Annotated in this window: 13 protein-coding genes; 4 read left to right on the top strand and 9 right to left on the bottom strand. The window is 69.7% G+C overall.

The window, feature by feature from the left end; all coding sequences use genetic code 11:
* Window positions 1–102: 102 nt before the first annotated feature.
* From AC1KAT_RS20625 to AC1KAT_RS20595, 7 genes are all read right to left on the bottom strand, one after another.
* The gene (locus AC1KAT_RS20625) at window positions 103–441 is read right to left on the bottom strand and encodes a DUF2845 domain-containing protein (protein WP_480328918.1); all 339 of its coding nucleotides are present in this window, start codon (window positions 439–441) and stop codon (window positions 103–105) included.
* Window positions 438–1,718 carry a Glu/Leu/Phe/Val family dehydrogenase gene (locus AC1KAT_RS20620; protein WP_480328916.1) on the bottom strand — a complete coding sequence of 427 codons (1,281 nt, stop codon included), beginning with the start codon at window positions 1,716–1,718 and terminating at the stop codon, window positions 438–440. The genes AC1KAT_RS20625 and AC1KAT_RS20620 overlap by 4 nt, the downstream gene beginning before the upstream one ends.
* Window positions 1,719–1,867: 149 nt before the next feature.
* Complete coding sequence (locus AC1KAT_RS20615; protein ID WP_480328914.1) at window positions 1,868–4,582, bottom strand: DEAD/DEAH box helicase family protein; 2,715 nt, start codon at window positions 4,580–4,582, stop codon at window positions 1,868–1,870.
* A 19-nt stretch (window positions 4,583–4,601) separates the two neighbouring features.
* Window positions 4,602–5,411: a pyrroline-5-carboxylate reductase gene (gene proC, locus AC1KAT_RS20610; protein WP_480328912.1), complete on the bottom strand. Its 810-nt coding sequence runs from the start codon at window positions 5,409–5,411 to the stop codon at window positions 4,602–4,604.
* A 40-nt stretch (window positions 5,412–5,451) separates the two neighbouring features.
* Window positions 5,452–5,853 (bottom strand): cupin domain-containing protein, encoded by a 402-nt coding sequence (locus tag AC1KAT_RS20605; RefSeq protein WP_480328910.1) that lies wholly within the window; start codon window positions 5,851–5,853, stop codon window positions 5,452–5,454.
* A gap of 48 nt (window positions 5,854–5,901) precedes the next feature.
* Window positions 5,902–8,886, bottom strand: a complete 2,985-nt coding sequence (locus tag AC1KAT_RS20600; protein WP_480328908.1) for an L-glutamate gamma-semialdehyde dehydrogenase — start codon at window positions 8,884–8,886, stop codon at window positions 5,902–5,904.
* Between the two features lie 107 nt (window positions 8,887–8,993).
* On the bottom strand, window positions 8,994–9,698 hold the full coding sequence (locus tag AC1KAT_RS20595) for a YggS family pyridoxal phosphate-dependent enzyme (RefSeq protein WP_480328906.1): 705 nt from the start codon (window positions 9,696–9,698) through the stop codon (window positions 8,994–8,996).
* Window positions 9,699–9,767: 69 nt separating this feature from the next.
* Between AC1KAT_RS20595 and AC1KAT_RS20590 the strand changes: the two genes are divergently transcribed.
* The 4 genes from AC1KAT_RS20590 to AC1KAT_RS20575 all read left to right on the top strand — a co-directional run bounded on the left by AC1KAT_RS20590 (window position 9,768) and on the right by AC1KAT_RS20575 (window position 13,767).
* A complete protein-coding gene (locus AC1KAT_RS20590) occupies window positions 9,768–10,811 on the top strand; it encodes a type IV pilus twitching motility protein PilT (RefSeq protein WP_480328904.1) in 1,044 nt (347 codons plus the stop codon).
* A 41-nt stretch (window positions 10,812–10,852) separates the two neighbouring features.
* Window positions 10,853–11,509 carry a cyclic nucleotide-binding domain-containing protein gene (locus AC1KAT_RS20585; RefSeq protein ID WP_480328902.1) on the top strand — a complete coding sequence of 219 codons (657 nt, stop codon included), beginning with the start codon at window positions 10,853–10,855 and terminating at the stop codon, window positions 11,507–11,509.
* 20 nt (window positions 11,510–11,529) lie between these two features.
* Window positions 11,530–12,666 carry a PilT/PilU family type 4a pilus ATPase gene (locus AC1KAT_RS20580; protein WP_480328900.1) on the top strand — a complete coding sequence of 379 codons (1,137 nt, stop codon included), beginning with the start codon at window positions 11,530–11,532 and terminating at the stop codon, window positions 12,664–12,666.
* A 207-nt stretch (window positions 12,667–12,873) separates the two neighbouring features.
* Window positions 12,874–13,767 carry an NAD(P)-dependent oxidoreductase gene (locus tag AC1KAT_RS20575; RefSeq protein WP_480328898.1) on the top strand — a complete coding sequence of 298 codons (894 nt, stop codon included), beginning with the start codon at window positions 12,874–12,876 and terminating at the stop codon, window positions 13,765–13,767.
* Window positions 13,768–13,809: 42 nt separating this feature from the next.
* Here AC1KAT_RS20575 and AC1KAT_RS20570 read toward each other — a convergent pair whose 3' ends face one another.
* Window positions 13,810–14,478 (bottom strand): BON domain-containing protein, encoded by a 669-nt coding sequence (locus AC1KAT_RS20570; protein ID WP_480328896.1) that lies wholly within the window; start codon window positions 14,476–14,478, stop codon window positions 13,810–13,812.
* Complete coding sequence (locus tag AC1KAT_RS20565) at window positions 14,475–15,071, bottom strand: phosphoheptose isomerase (protein WP_480328894.1); 597 nt, start codon at window positions 15,069–15,071, stop codon at window positions 14,475–14,477. The genes AC1KAT_RS20570 and AC1KAT_RS20565 overlap by 4 nt, the downstream gene beginning before the upstream one ends.
* Window positions 15,072–15,169: the final 98 nt, after the last annotated feature.

The raw sequence follows: 15,169 nt of genomic DNA, 5'->3' as shown, positions 1-15,169 counted from the left end.
TGCTCACCCACACGTTCGTTCGATTCATACCCCCGCCGCCGCGCACTTTAGGCCCATGGCCCCCGCCCGCCATCGCCGCGAACCCGCAGCACGGCCGGCCCCTCAAGGCGAGCGGCCGTCTTGTCCGTAGCGGATGGCCCGCACCCGGCCCGCCTCGAAGCGCACGGTCACCGACAGGTTGCCAGGCCCGCGGTCGTACAGCCATTCATCGACCACCTGGCATGGCAGCCCGTGCAGGATGGTCGTGCTGCCCGGCTGGCTCGGCACGATCACCACCACGGGCTGGCAGAAGGCGTCTTTCAGCAGCGGCTCGCCGCAGGCCTTGAGCACCGCCAGCTTGCTGTCGCCTTCGGCCAACGTGACGCCGTTGCAGCGCAGCGATTCGGCGGCGGCCCCACCGGACAGCGCCAGCAGCAGGCCCGTCAGCAGCACCGCCCTCATGGATACAGGCCCCGCTCTTCACGCGCCATCAGGATGCGTTCGCAGGCCACCGCGAAGGTCGCGGTGCGCAGGCTCATGCCGTGCTGGTCGGCCTTGGCCCAGATGGTCTTGAGCGCATCGACCATGATCTTGTCGAGCCGCAGGTTGATCTCGTCTTCGCTCCAGAAGAAGCTGCTGAAGTCTTGCACCCACTCGAAGTAGCTGACCGTCACGCCGCCGGCGTTGCAGATGACGTCGGGCACGACCAGCACGCCCCGTTCGGCGAGCACGTCGTCGGCCTCGGGCAGCGTGGGGCCGTTGGCGCCTTCGAGCACGAGCTTGGCGCGGATGCGCTCGGCCCGCTCGGCCGTGATCTGCCCTTCGAGCGCGGCGGGAATCAGGATGTCGCAGTCCACGCCCCAGAAGTCTTCGTTGGCGATGGCCTCGCCTTCGCCGCCCGAGCTGAGCACACCGCCCACGTGGTGCTCGCGCCGGGTCGATTGCATGAGCTGCGTCATGTCGAAGCCCTGCGCGTTGGCGATGGTGCCGGTGTGGTCTTGCACGGCGACGATCTTCGCGCCCGCGCCGACGAAGAGTTCGGCCGCCGCGCTGCCCACGTTGCCGAAGCCCTGCACGGCGATGCGCGCGCCGTCGAGGTGCAGGCCGATGCGCCGCGCCGCCTCGCGCCCGGTGACGAACACGCCGCGCCCGGTGGCCTTCACGCGCCCGAGCGAGCCGCCCAGGTGCACCGGCTTGCCGGTCACGACGCCGGTGGCGGTGGACCCGGTGTTCATCGAGTAGGTGTCCATCATCCACGCCATGATCTGCGCGTCGGTGTTGACATCGGGGGCCGGGATGTCGCGCTGCGGGCCGATGATGAGACCGATCTCGCTGGTGTAGCGGCGGGTCACGCGTTCGAGCTCTTTCATCGAGAGCTGCTTCGGATCGACGCGGATGCCACCCTTGGCCCCGCCGTAGGGCAGGTTGACGGCGGCGTTCTTGATGGTCATCCAGCCGGCCAGGGCCATGACCTCTTCGAGCGTCACGTCGGGGTGGTAGCGCACGCCGCCCTTGCCGGGGCCGCGCGTCAGGCTGTGCTGCACGCGAAAGCCCTCGTAGTGGCGGATGCGGCCGTCGTCCAACTCGATGGGCACGTCCACGATCAAGGCCCGCTTGGGCCGCCGCAGCGACTCGGCGTAGCGCGACAGCTTGCCCAGGTAGGGCAGCACGCGGTCGATCTGCGACAGGTAGGTGTGCCAGGGGCTGGTGGGGCCGGGGGTGATGTACGAGAGGCTCATGCGTTCCTCCTTCGGATCGGTGTCGGCGGTGTGGTCACCATCGTGCCGCAGTGCCGCCCGCTTGTGGCGGCTTGTGGGCATCGAACGCGGCCGGTCGGCAGAAGATTGGCACGAAGTTCATGCCGGCGCGGTGGCCGCTGCAGGCCGCCTCAGGCCGGCGCGCCGCGCACCCAGCGGTCCTGCCGACGGATGTGCGCGGCCTCCAGCTGCGAGAACGCGCGCACCCGGGCCTGCAGCAGGGTCGCGCGGCCGGCCTCGCTGCGCGTGTAGATCAGGCGGCACGGCCCGAGGTGGCGAAACCACGCCCGGGCAAAGGCCTCGGCGAACTCTTTCTTCACCGCCAGCACCGAGGGCACGGCGTGGTGGTCGATGCGCTGGCGGCCGAGGAAACGGCCGCTGCGCGTGACGAGGTAGCGCGGCTGGTCGATGGGCGCGAGCACCTCGGCCAGCGCGTCGGCGAACAGCGAGGCCTCGTGGAAGCTGCCGCCCGCCAGTCCGATGCAGGCTGCGCCGAGGCCATCGGTCTCGGCCTGCAGCGACAGGCGGCCTGGTTCGGTGGTGATGGCGCCGCACTCGCACAAGGCGTCACGCGTGGCGGCCGCGATCTGCCGCAGTGCACCATCGACCGGCAGGTGTTGCCACGCGATGCGCGTCAGCCGCCACGCGGTCGGGGTGGCGAAGCCGCCGATCACCGCGCTGCCCACGGCGATCAGCAACCAGCCCGGCTCGCCGGCCCCGGCGAAGACGGCCCACACCACCGCCAGGGTGATCGCCCACAGCAGCAGCGCGCTCACCACGTGCATCAGCGTGGAGCGAAAGTACAGAAACGGCGGCAGCGCCTCGGTCGCGGCACGCACGCTGGGCAGCACGCGGCCCATGCCCTCACCGGCCAGCGCGCCTTGCCAGCGCGCGGCCAGCCCGCCCTGCTGCGCGTGGCGGCGGGTCATCTCGCGGTTGTTGCTGGCGGCCTCGCTGCGCAGGCGGAAGGTGTCGATGTTCGAGACGAAGCGCGCATCGAGCCGCGCCAGCCCGCTTTGGATGGCGGGGCGGCGCTCGGCCAGGCCGACGAAGGTCTCGAAGCGCCGTTCCAGCTCGGCCAGGTCGCTCAGCCCGCTGGCCTGCTGCGGCGCGAGCGCCACCAGGTGCCAGATGCTGCTGGCCTTGTCGGGTGCATGGCGGTCGATGCGGATGGCCCGGCCGCGCATCTGGTTGGTCAGCATGAACGAGCCCACCGCGGTGGCGAGGACGAGCGAGTTGACACAGGGCGCGTCCCAGCCCTCGCCCAGCAGCGCGCGCGTGCCGACCAGCGTGTGCACCTCGCCCAGCTGCAAGAGCGCGGTGAAGGCGGCGGTGAGGTCGGCCGGCGGGCCGCTCACGCGCACGAAGCCCGAGCACGCGGGCAGCGGGGCGAAGCGCAGGGCCGGGGTCAGCGCGCCCAGCACCGCCTGGCGCGACGCCGACACCGCACACAGGCGGCCGGTCAGCATCGCCAGGCCCTCGGGCTGCGGGCTGCCGCCCACCAGCGCCTGGAACACCGGCCAGGCGCCGAGCGTCAGGTGTGCTTCTTCGCGCGGGCGGTTCAGGGCTTCGTCGCGGATGTAGTCCACCAGCACCACTTGGCGCAGCTGGGCGCCGCGCTGCGCGAGTTCGAGCCGGTGCACGGCCACGCAGGCCTCGACCTTGGCCGCGCATTGCGACAGCGAGCGTTCGACACGCCGGGCGCGTTCGATCGACAGCTCGCGGCCGTGCAGCAGCTCCAGCGCGCGCATGCGCTTCTTGAGCGCCTCGACCGTGTCGCCCGGCAACTCGGGGCCCCAGAACAGCAGCTTCAGCAGCACCTGCCACTGCCGGCGGCCCAGCGCGGGCAGGTCGGCGGCGGTCACGTCAAGCAACTGGCACAGGGGCGCGGGCAGCGGCTCGCCCACCAGGCGCAAGAAGGCCAGCAGCGCGACCGCGCCGGCGGGATTGGCCTGCACTTCGGCGGCATGCGTCGCGCTCGCCTGCAGCCACGGGTGGGCGCGCACGCAGGCAACGAAGGCCGCGTCGTCGCACAGGCCGTTGAGCAGCGCGTTCACGCGCTCGTCGTGCGACTGCACCTGCGCGGCGGTGCGCGCATCGGCCTCGACGGCCCAGACGTAGTCCTGGTGCGGGCACAGCGTGCCGGCCTTCACCAGCTCGGGCACCGACACCTCTTCGTCCACCGGGCCGCACAGCTGGTGGTAGCGCTGCCAGTCGGCATCGGCCGCTTCGTAGGGCGGGGTCGCGGTCAGCGCGACCAGCTTCAGCTGCGGCAGGGCTTCGGTGACGGCGTCGAGCAGGCGCCACCAGTGCGCGGTGAGGTGGTGCGCCTCGTCGAGGATCAGCGTGCCCACGCCATGCGCCCGCAAGGCCTCGATCAGGCGCGCGAGCTGGCGTTTGTCGAAGGCGCCGGGGGGCGCGCCAGCCTCGTCGGCCGCGTCGTCGTCGGGCGCCTCGTCTTCGGCGTCCACCTCGTCGTCGGCCCAGGCACTGACCGCCTGGTAGGTGACCGAGGTGATGAGCCCCGGTGCGTCAAGCCGCTGGCTGGCCCAGGCGGGCAGCGGCGTGTCGGCGGCGGGCAGAAAGTCCACCAGCCGCGCGAGCCACTGGTCGCGGATGACCCGCGTGGGCGACAGCACCAGTGCGCGTCGGCCCAGGCGTCGAAACACTTCGAGGCCGAGCGTGGTCTTGCCGGCGCCCGGCGCCGCGACGAGGTGCAGGCGCCGGTCGGCGAGGTGGGCTTCGACCGCCGACAGCACGCGCTGCTGGTAGGGCCGCCAGGCATGGCGGCAACGCAGGCCGTGCAGCGCCGCCGATTCGTCGTCGCTGAGGGCCAGGGGGGACACCGGGGTCGGCGGCACCGACTCAGCGGCCGAACTCGTCACCCAGCTCGCTCGCGCGCGCCTGCGCCGCCTTCAAGGCCTTGACGATGGCTTCGCGCACGCCGCTCGCTTCCATCGACGTCAGTGCGGCGTAGGTCGTGCCGCCCTTGGACGTGACGCGCTCGCGCAGCACCGCGGGCGTCTCGGGCGACTGCTGGGCCAGCGCCGCCGCACCCGAGAAGGTGGCCAGTGCGAGCTGCTTGCCCTGCTCGGCGCTCAGGCCCATCTCTTGCGCCGCTTGCACCATGGCTTCGACGAAGAAGAAGACGTAGGCCGGGCCCGAGCCCGACAGCGCGGTCACCGCGTCGAGGTCGGCCTCGTGGGCCACCCACAGCGTCTTGCCGGTGGGCGCGAGCAGGCGCTCGATGTCGTGCTTTTCTTTCGCGCTCACCGCCGGCCGCGCATACAGGCCGGCGATGCCCTGGCCGATCAAAGCCGGCGTGTTGGGCATCGAGCGCACGACGCGCTCGGTGCCGAGCACGCGCGCCATGTCGTCGCTGCGGATGCCGGCCATCACGCTGAACTGCAGCGCCTTGCCGATGTGTTCGAGGTTGGCCTCGGCCGCCGCCTTGAAGTTCTGCGGCTTGATGGCCCAGACCACGGTGTCGGCGCGCTGCAGCACCGAACCCGGCGCTTCGAGGGTGATCACCCCCAGCTCGCGCTGCAGCTTCGAGCGCTGCTCGGCGTAGGGTTCGAGCACCAGCACGTCGCTGGGCGCACGGCCGCTCTTGAGCAGGCCACCGATGATGGCGCTGGCCATGTTGCCGCCGCCGATGAATGCAATGGTGTTCATGGGGGCGAGTGTAGGAGGCGCGCGGCAGCGCCTCAGGGCCTCACGGTGCGGGTGATGCCAGCGGCTTGCCCTTCTCGACGATGTAGACGCCGACCAGGCGCACCGGGGCGTCGCTGCCGTTGTGGGCGTCGTGCACCACCCCGGCCGGCACCACGAACGACTCACCGGCACGCACCGTTCGAGCGGGTTGCCCGTCGATCAGCAACTCGACCTGGCCTTCCATCACGTAGCTGATCTCGTCGCCGGGGTGGGTGTGGCGTCCGGCCCGCGCGCCCGCCGCCACCTCGACCTTGGCCACCACGGCTTCACGGCCGGGCACCGACACGTCCGCGCGGCCCACCAGCGTGCGGCTGAGCCCGCTGGCCTGCGCGAACACCACGCCGACGGCGATGAAAGCCAAAGCGCCAGCGGCGCGGCGAACCCAAACAAGCTGCTGAGACATCGGGGGCTCCAGAGTTGAGAGCCGGTTGTTTTACACCCGCGACCGGGTTCACGAGGCCTTGCCCGAGAGCAGCTCGGCATTGCCGCCCGCCGCAGCGGTGTTCACGGTCAGGGTCTGCTCGGCGCAGAAGCGCGGCAGGTAGTGCGGCCCGCCCGCCTTGGGCCCGGTGCCGCTCAGGCCCTCGCCGCCGAAGGGCTGCACGCCGACCACCGCGCCGACCATGTTGCGGTTGACGTAGACGTTGCCCACATGGGCCGCGTCGGCGATGGCCTCGGCGCGGCTGTCGATGCGCGTCTGCACGCCCAGCGTCAGGCCGTAGCCCAGCGCGTTGATCTGCGCGACGACCTCGGCCACGTCGCCCGACCAGCGCACCACGTGCAGCACCGGGCCGAAGACCTCTTCTTGCAGCGCGTCGATGCGCGGCAGCTCGAAGGCGATGGGCGCGACGAAGGGCAGGCCGTCGGGCGGCGCGACAGGTGCTTCGGCCAGGCAGCGCGCCTCGCGGCGCAGGCGGTCGATGTGGCGCTGCAGGTCGGCCTGCGCCTCGGCGTCGATCACGGGGCCGACGTCGGTGTCGAAACGGGCCGGGGCGCCAAGACGCAGGCTTTGCATCGCACCGCGCAGCATCTCGACCACGGCATCGGCCACCTCGGCGTGCACGCACAAGAGCCGCAGCGCCGAGCAGCGCTGGCCGGCGCTGCGGAAGGCGCTTTGCACGACGGCGTCGATCACCTGCTCGAGCAGCGCGCTGCTGTCCACGACCATCGCGTTCAAGCCGCCGGTCTCGGCGATCAGCGGCACGATGGGGCCGTCTTTCGCGGCCAGCGCGCGGTGGATGTGCCGCGCCACGGCGGTCGAGCCGGTGAAGCACACGCCGGCCGTGCGCGCGTGGGCCACGAGCGCGGCGCCGACCGTCTCGCCCGTCCCAGGCAGCAGCGTCAGCGCGTCGGGCGGCACGCCGGCCGCGTGCAGCAGCGCCACCATGCGTTGCGCGACGCCGGGGGTCTGCTCGGCGGGTTTGGCCGCGACCGCGTTGCCAGCGACCAGGGCCGCCACGACCTGCCCGGTGAAGATGGCCAGCGGGAAGTTCCACGGGCTGATGCAGACAAACACGCCGCGCCCGCGCAGGCGCAGCACGTTGCGCTCGCCGGTGGGCCCGGGCAGGGCCTGGTCGGCCAGGCGGTGCGCGGCTTCGTCGGCGTAGTAGCGGCAGAAGTCGATGGCCTCGCGCACCTCGGCCACGGCATCGCCCCAGGTCTTGCGGCCTTCGTGCACGAGCAGGGCGCTGAACTCGGGCAGGCGCTGCTGCAGGGCGTCGGCGGCGCGCTGCAAGACCGCGCAGCGTTCGGCCAGCGGCGTGCGCGACCAGGGGCCGAAGCCGCGCTGCAAGTGGTCCATCGCAGGGCCCAGGTCGGCGACCGGCGTGTCTTTCACGGCCGGCACCTGGACCTCGGCATGCGCCTGCTGCAGCAACGCGCGATGCGCGGCCTGCGCCAGGTCGAGCCCCTGCGAGTTGCGCCGGGTGCCGTACAGGTCACCCGGCAAGGGCAGGCGCAACGGCGGCGGCTCGGCCACCAGCGGCGAGGCGAGCAACGCGTCGAACGAGGTGCCGGCATCGGCGAGCTGGTGCACGAAGGACGAGTTCGCGCCGTTCTCGAGCAGGCGCCGCACCAGGTAGGCCAGCAGGTCGCGGTGCTCGCCCACCGGCGCGTAGATGCGCAAGGGCACGGGGCGGTGCTCGCGCAGCTCGCGGTACAGCGCCTCGCCCATGCCGTGCAGGCGCTGCATCTCGAACGCGGCGCCACTGGCCTGCGCCATTTGCACCAGCGCGGCGATGCTGCCGGCGTTGTGCGTGGCGAACTGCGGGTACACGCACTCGGGCGCGGCCAGCAGGGCCTGCGCGCAGGCCAGGTACGACAGGTCGGTGTGCGGCTTGTGCGTGAACACGGGGTAATGCGCCAGGCCCAGCTCTTGCGCCCGCTTGACCTCGCCGTCCCAGTAGGCGCCCTTCACGAGCCGCACCATGAAGCGCAGGCCGTGGCGGCGTGCGATGCGCAGCACTTCATCGACCACGTCGGGCGCGCGCGTCTGGTAGGCCTGCACCGCGAGGCCGAAGCCCTGCCATTGCGGCGCATGGCGCGCCACCTGGGCCGCCCAGGCATCGAACAGGTCGAGCGAGAGTTCGAGCCGGTCGCTTTCTTCGGCGTCGAGCGTGAGGTTGAGGTTGGCCTGCGCGGCCCGCTCTATCAACGTCCACGTGCGCGGCAGCAGGGTGTCGAACACGCGCGCGCGTTGCAGTTCTTCGTAGCGCGGCGACAGCGCGCTGAGCTTGATCGAGATGCCGTCGCCCGCCTGCGGGCTGGCCGCCACGCGGCCTTGGGCGATGGCGTCGAGCGCACGGCGGTACGACGCGAGGTAGCGCTGCGCATCGGCCTCGGTGCGCGCGCCCTCGCCGAGCATGTCGAAGCTGAAGCGCAGGCCGCTGTGCGACGCGCGCGCGGCATCGGCTTCGCGCATCGCCTCGTCGATGTCGCGCCCGAGCACGAACTGCCGGCCCAGCAGCTGGATGGCCCGCACCGTGGCCGCCACCACGGTCTGCGCGCCCAGTCGTTGCAGCAGGCCCGGTGGCGCACCGAGCCCGGTGGGCAGCATGCGCTTGGACAGCACGATGGCGCTCGCGGCCAGCCCGGCCAGCAGCGGGTGCGCGCTGCCGGGGTGGGTGTCGAAGCGCGCATGGCCGAGTTGATCGGCGGTGAGCGCGATGGCGGTCTCGGTGTCAGGCACACGCAGCAAAGCTTCGGCGAGTCGCATCAAGGCCAGGCCTTCGGCGCTGGAGATCGGGTACTCGCGCAGCAGCGATTCGAGCGCCCAGAACGGTGCGGGCTTGTCGCGCACCGCCTGCACCCAGGGCCGGGCCTCGTGCACGACGGCCGACCAGTTGAGCCCATCGAGCCGGCGGGACAAGGCCGCCACCAGCGGGCCTTCGGCGCGGTCGGGCGGCGGCAGGCGGGGGTCGGGCGCGTCGGGGCTCATGCGACTCCTTGCGGCCGCGCAGGCGGGCGGCCCTGGACCGCAGCGTAGACCCAAGCGCGCGCCGTGTGCAGCGGCAGCGGGCTTGTCCCGTGCGGAATGTCAGCCGTTCAGGCTGCAGCGACCGGTGGGCGCGTGCCGAAGATGGCCGAGCCGATGCGCACCAGGGTGGCCCCTTCGGCAATGGCCGCTTCGAGGTCGGCCGACATGCCCATCGACAAGGTGTCGAGCGCGAGGCCCTGCGCGTTGAGTGCGTCCTTCAGCTCACGCAGGCGGCGGTGCGGCGCGCGCTGCGCCACCGGGTCGTCGGTCGGCTCGGGGATCGACATCAGCCCGCGCAGCCGCACACGCGGCAGGGCGGCCACGGCCTGCGCGACGGCAGGCAGCTCGCTCGGCGACAGACCGCTCTTGCTGGCCTCGCCGCTGACGTTGACCTGCAGGCACAGCTGCAAGGGCGGCAAGGCCGCCGGTCGTTGCTCGGACAGGCGCTGCGCGATCTTGAACCGATCCACCGAATGCACCCAGTCGAACTGCTCGGCGACCCCGCGCGTCTTGTTGCTTTGCAGCGGGCCGATCAGGTGCCATTCGATCTGCGCGCGCAGGTCCGACAAGGCCGCGATCTTGTCGAGCGCTTCTTGCACATAGTTTTCGCCGAAGCGCGTCTCGCCCGCCGCGACCGCTTCTCGCACGAGTTGCGCGCTGAAAGTTTTGCTTACGGTTAGCAACGTGACCGTTTGCACGGGGCGTTGCGCAGCCGCGCAAGCCTGGTCAATGCGCCGGTGCACTTGTTGTATGTTCGAAGCAATCGTCGCCATAATCCCGCGAGCCTATCTCAAGGGCTTGGCCGTCTTTGCTGCACGCGCTGCTCCCCACTCCCGAGACACATGGACATCACCCAACTGCTGGCGTTTTCGGTCAAGAACAAGGCTTCCGACTTGCACCTCTCGGCCGGCTTGCCGCCGATGATCCGTGTGCATGGCGATGTGCGCCGCATCAACGTGGACCCGCTGGAACACAAGCACGTTCATGACATGGTGTACGACATCATGAACGACTCGCAGCGCAAGGCTTACGAAGAGACGCTCGAGTGCGACTTCTCGTTCGAGATCCAGGGCCTCGCGCGCTTCCGCGTCAACGCGTTCAACCAGAACCGCGGTGCGGGCGCGGTGTTCCGGACCATCCCGTCCAAGATCCTCACGCTCGAACAGCTCAACGCACCCAAGGTCTTCGCCGAACTGGCGCTCAAGCCGCGCGGCCTGGTGCTGGTGACCGGCCCCACGGGCTCGGGCAAATCGACCACGCTCGCGGGCATGGTCAACCACCTGAACGAAAACGAATACGGCCACGTGCTGACGGTCGAAGACCCGATCGAGTTCGTGCACGAATCGAAGAAGTGCCTGGTCAACCAGCGCGAGGTCGGGCCGCACACGCTGAGCTTCGCCAACGCGCTGCGTTCGGCGCTGCGCGAAGACCCGGACTGCATCCTGGTCGGCGAAATGCGCGACCTGGAGACCATCCGCCTCGCACTCACCGCGGCCGAAACCGGCCACATCGTGTTCGGCACGCTGCACACGTCGAGTGCCGCCAAGACCGTGGACCGTGTGGTCGATGTGTTCCCCGCGGCCGAAAAAGAAATGGTGCGCGCGATGCTGTCCGAATCGCTGGTGGCCGTGATCTCGCAAACGCTGTGCAAGCTGAAAGACGGCTCGGGCCGCGTGGCCGCGCACGAGATCATGCTCGGCACGGCGGCCATCCGAAACCTCATCCGCGAGAACAAGATCGCGCAGATGTATTCGTCGATCCAGACCGGCAACAGCATGGGCATGCAGACCCTCGACCAGAACCTCTCGGACCTGGTGCGCCGCAACATCATTTCGCCCGCCGAAGCGCGGGCCAAGGCCAAGTTCCCCGAAAACTTCCCCGGCTGATCGTTGGCCGCTTGCTCTGTGTCGTTGGGCGCGAAAGCATCGTGAAACAACTGTTCGATCGATTGAAGCGCAAACGCGCCGAAGACAAGCCGGCCAGCGCCGACGCCGACACACAGCCGCAGGACTCGGGCTATTTCTCGACGCAATTCCAAGAGCGCGCCGACGACCAGGCCGTGCTCGCCACCTGGGGCGCACGCGCCGCTCAGGTCGGTGCCCAGCCGCTGGATCGCAAGGTCGCCGAGCCGATGTTCGCCAAGCTTTGGGGCGCCGACCGCTACGTCGCCGCGCTCAGCGCCGACGAGTTGCTGCGCATGAGCCAGTACCTGCACTTCGTCACCGTGCCCGCCAACCAAGAGGTCATCGGGCAAGACGAACAGGGCGACTACATGCTGATCGTGCTCGAAGGCACGCTCGCGGTGGACCGCGTGCAGCCCTGGGGCGGCCGTGCCCGGCTGGCCGAGGCGCGGGCGGGCGACATGCTGGGCGAGATGTCGCTGCTCGATGCGGGCGCGCGGTTTTCGGCCTGCACCACGCTCACGCCCTGCACACTGGCGGTGGTCGATGCGCAGCGCCTCGACGAGATGATCATGTTCGAGCCGCGACTCGGCCTGGCCTTGCTGGCCTCGCTGTCGCGGCGTCTGTCGCTGCGGCTGCGGCAGGTCAGCGCCCGATTGAGCGCGTTGCTGTCCAGCAGCTGAGGCAGCGCGAGAGGACCACCATGGAAAGAGACCAGGCTTCGAAATTCGTCAACGACCTGCTGCGGCTGATGGTGTCGCGCAATGGGTCCGACCTCTTCCTCACCGCAGACTTTCCGCCCGCGATCAAGGTCGATGGCAAGGTCACCAAAGTGTCGCCGCAGCCGCTGACCGGCCAGCACACGATGGCGCTCGCGCGATCGGTGATGAACGACAAGCAGGCCGCCGAGTTCGAGCGCACGAAAGAGTGCAACTTCGCCATCTCGCCGCAAGGCGTGGGGCGTTTCCGTGTCAACGCCTTCGTGCAACAGGGCCATGTGGGCCTGGTGCTGCGGACGATTCCGCAGACGCTGCCGACCATCGACTCGCTGAACCTGCCGCAGGTGCTGAAAGACGTGACGATGACCAAGCGCGGGCTGGTCATCTTCGTGGGCGCCACCGGCTCGGGCAAGAGCACCTCGCTCGCGGCGATGGTCGATTACCGCAACGAGAACTCTCACGGCCACATCATCACGATCGAAGACCCGGTCGAATTCGTGCACCCGCACAAGAACTGCATCGTCACGCAACGCGAAGTGGGGCTCGACACCGACGGCTGGGAGCAGGCCCTGAAGAACACGCTGCGGCAGGCCCCCGACGTGATCCTGATGGGTGAAATCCGCGACCGCGAGACGATGGAGCATGCGGTGGCCTTCGCCGAAACCGGTCACCTGTGCATGGCCACGCTGCACGCCAACAGCGCGAACCAGGCGCTCGACCGGATCATCAACTTCTTCCCCGAAGAGCGGCGCGCGCAGCTGCTGATGGACTTGTCGCTGAACCTCAAGTCGCTGGTGTCGCAGCGCCTGCTGCCGCGCCAGGAAGGCCGGGGCCGCATCGCGGCGGTCGAAGTGCTGCTGAACACGCCCTTGATCTCAGAGTTGATCTTCAAGGGCGAAGTCGCCGAGATCAAAGAGATCATGAAGAAGTCGCGCGAGCTGGGCATGCAGACCTTCGACCAGAGCCTGTTCGATCTGTACGAGAACCAGATGGTCACGTACGAAGACGCGCTGCGCAACGCCGACTCGGTGAACGACCTGCGTCTGCAGATCAAGCTCAACAGCAACCGGGCGCGCAGCAGCGACCTGGCGGCGGGCACTGAGCACCTCACGATCGTTTAGCCCCCCCAGTCGCTACCGCTTCCGCCTTGCAGGCCGCGCCGGGCCAGTGGCCCGACTCTTCGTCAGGCACAGGAAGTCCACTGGACTTCCTGTGTCCAGACTCAGCCCCCAAGAGGCACCACCCCAGGGGCCCGGCAAAGCCGGTTCCCCGGGGCGTTGCTTGATCTAAGCGTCGCTTCGCTTGCTTGAACCTCAGACCCTTCTTCCATGACCACACCCAGCTACGACGTCACCACGCCTTCCAAGATCGCCTTCATCGGCCTGGGTGTGATGGGTTATCCGATGGCCGGCCACCTGGCGCGCGCGGGGCATGCCGTCACGGTCTACAACCGCACGGTCGCCAAGGCCGAGGCCTGGGTCGCCGAATACGGCGGCGCCTCGGCCGCAACACCGCGTGAAGCGGCGAAAGACGCCGACTTCGTCATCACCTGCGTGGGCAACGACGACGACCTGCGCTCGGTGGTGCTGGGTGCCGACGGCGCGCTGGCCGGCATGAGCGAAGGTGCGGTGCTGATCGACCACACGACCGCGTCGGCCACCATCGCGCGCGAGCTCGATGCCCTGCTGGGCGAGAAGGGCATCTACTTCGTCGATGCGCCGGTGTCGGGCGGACAGGCCGGTGCCGTCAACGGCCAGTTGGCGGTGATGTGCGGCGGCGAGCACGACGCCATCGCGGCGATGCGGCCGATCGCGCTGTGCTACGGCAAGTCGGTCACGTGGATCGGCGACACCGGCTGCGGCCAGCTCGCCAAGATGGTCAACCAGATCTGCATCGCCGGCCTGCTGCAAGGCCTGTCGGAGGCCATCGCCTTCGGCAAGAAGGCCGAGCTCAACATGGACGTGGTGCTCTCGGTCATCGGCCAGGGCGCGGCACAGAGTTGGCAGCTCGACCACCGCGGCCCGACGATGCTCGAAGGCAAATTCGACTTCGGCTTCGCGGTGGACTGGATGCGCAAAGACCTCGCCATCGTGCTCGACGAAGCGCAGCGCAACGGCGCGCAGGTGCCGGTGACGGCCCTGGTCGATCAGTTCTACGGCGAGGTGCAGGCCATGGGTGGTGGCCGCTGGGACACCTCCAGCCTCATCAAGCGGCTGGTCTGACGCCCCGACCCCCGCGCCTCACGCGCGGGGTTTCAACACCGATCAGTTGCGGCCCGACCCGCGTGCCGGCCCTTCGGTCGTGCGCTTGGGCTGCAGTTCGGCCAGTTCGGCCTCGGTGATGATGTCGAGCACCCGCACGACCTTGTTCACGCCGCTGATGGTGCGCGTGAGTTCGACGGCGCGGTTGGCCTCGGCTTCGGTGACCCGGCCCAGCAGGTAGACGATGCCGCGTTCGGCGGTCACCTTGAAGGCGTTGGCCTGCAGGCTGCGGTCGTCGATCAGCGTCGCCTTGACCTTGCTCGCGATGAGCAGGTCGTTCGATCGGCTGCTGGCCGGGCTGAGCGGCATCACCGCCAGTTCGTTGACCACGCCGCGCACGTTGTCGATGCGGGCCACGGCCTGTTCCATCGCGGCCTTGTCGGCCTCGGTCGGCACTTCACCGGTGATCAGCGCGATGCGGTTGTAGCTGGTCGTGCTGACGTTGCTTTCATGGAAGCGCTGCTCGCCCAGCACCTCGCGCCAGCGCGAGCGCGCCTTCATCTCGATGGCTTGGTCTTCGATCTGGGCACCCGAGGTGCGGCGGTCGGTGACCATCAGCGAGCCCCCCACCACGGCGCCGCCGATCAGCAGCGGCGCGCAGGCGCTCAAGAGTGTGGCGCCCACCAGGGCGCCGACCACGGCGGCGGTCCGTGCGGAAATCAATCGCGTCATGTGTTTTCCTGTTCGCCCAGCAGTTGCAGATCGACGGCATCGCACAAGGCGTGCAGCGCGAGGATGTGAACTTCCTGGATGCGCGCCGTGCGGTCGTGCGGCACGCAGATGTGCACGTCGGTTTCGCTGAGGCGCTCGTTCATCTTGCCGCCGCCGCGCCCGGTGAGGGCGATGACGGTCATCTCTTTCGCGTGGGCCGCATCGACGGCGGCCAGCACGTTGGCCGAGTTGCCGCTGGTGGTGATGGCCAGCAGCACGTCACCCGGTGCACCGAGGGCCTGCACCTGCTTCGAGAAGATCGAGTTGAAGTCGTAGTCGTTGCCGACCGCGGTGATGATCGACGTGTCGGTCGTCAGCGCGATGGCCGCGAGGCCGGGCCGTTCGCGTTCGAAGCGGCCAATGAATTCGGCCGCGAAGTGCTGGGCGTCGCTGGCGGAGCCGCCGTTGCCGCAGGCCATCACCTTGCCACCGGCGGTGATGCAGCCGATCACGGCGCTCACGGCGTCGGCGATGGGCCGCGAAAGCACCTCGGCCGCAGCGTACTTGAGGTCGGCGCTGTCGAAGAACTGCTGCTGGATGCGTTTTTCAAGCATGGTGGCGGATGATAAGTCAGGGCCTTGAGACAAAACCCCTGGCGGCAGGTTCCCTGAACGGACCGCGCGCCACACGCGAGTTGCCGACGGGTTCGCCG

The organism is Piscinibacter sp. PDB5-1 (assembly GCF_056676035.1).
The sequence above is the reverse complement of the archived record's forward strand: the minus strand, read 5'-3'. Positions and strand labels throughout refer to the sequence as shown.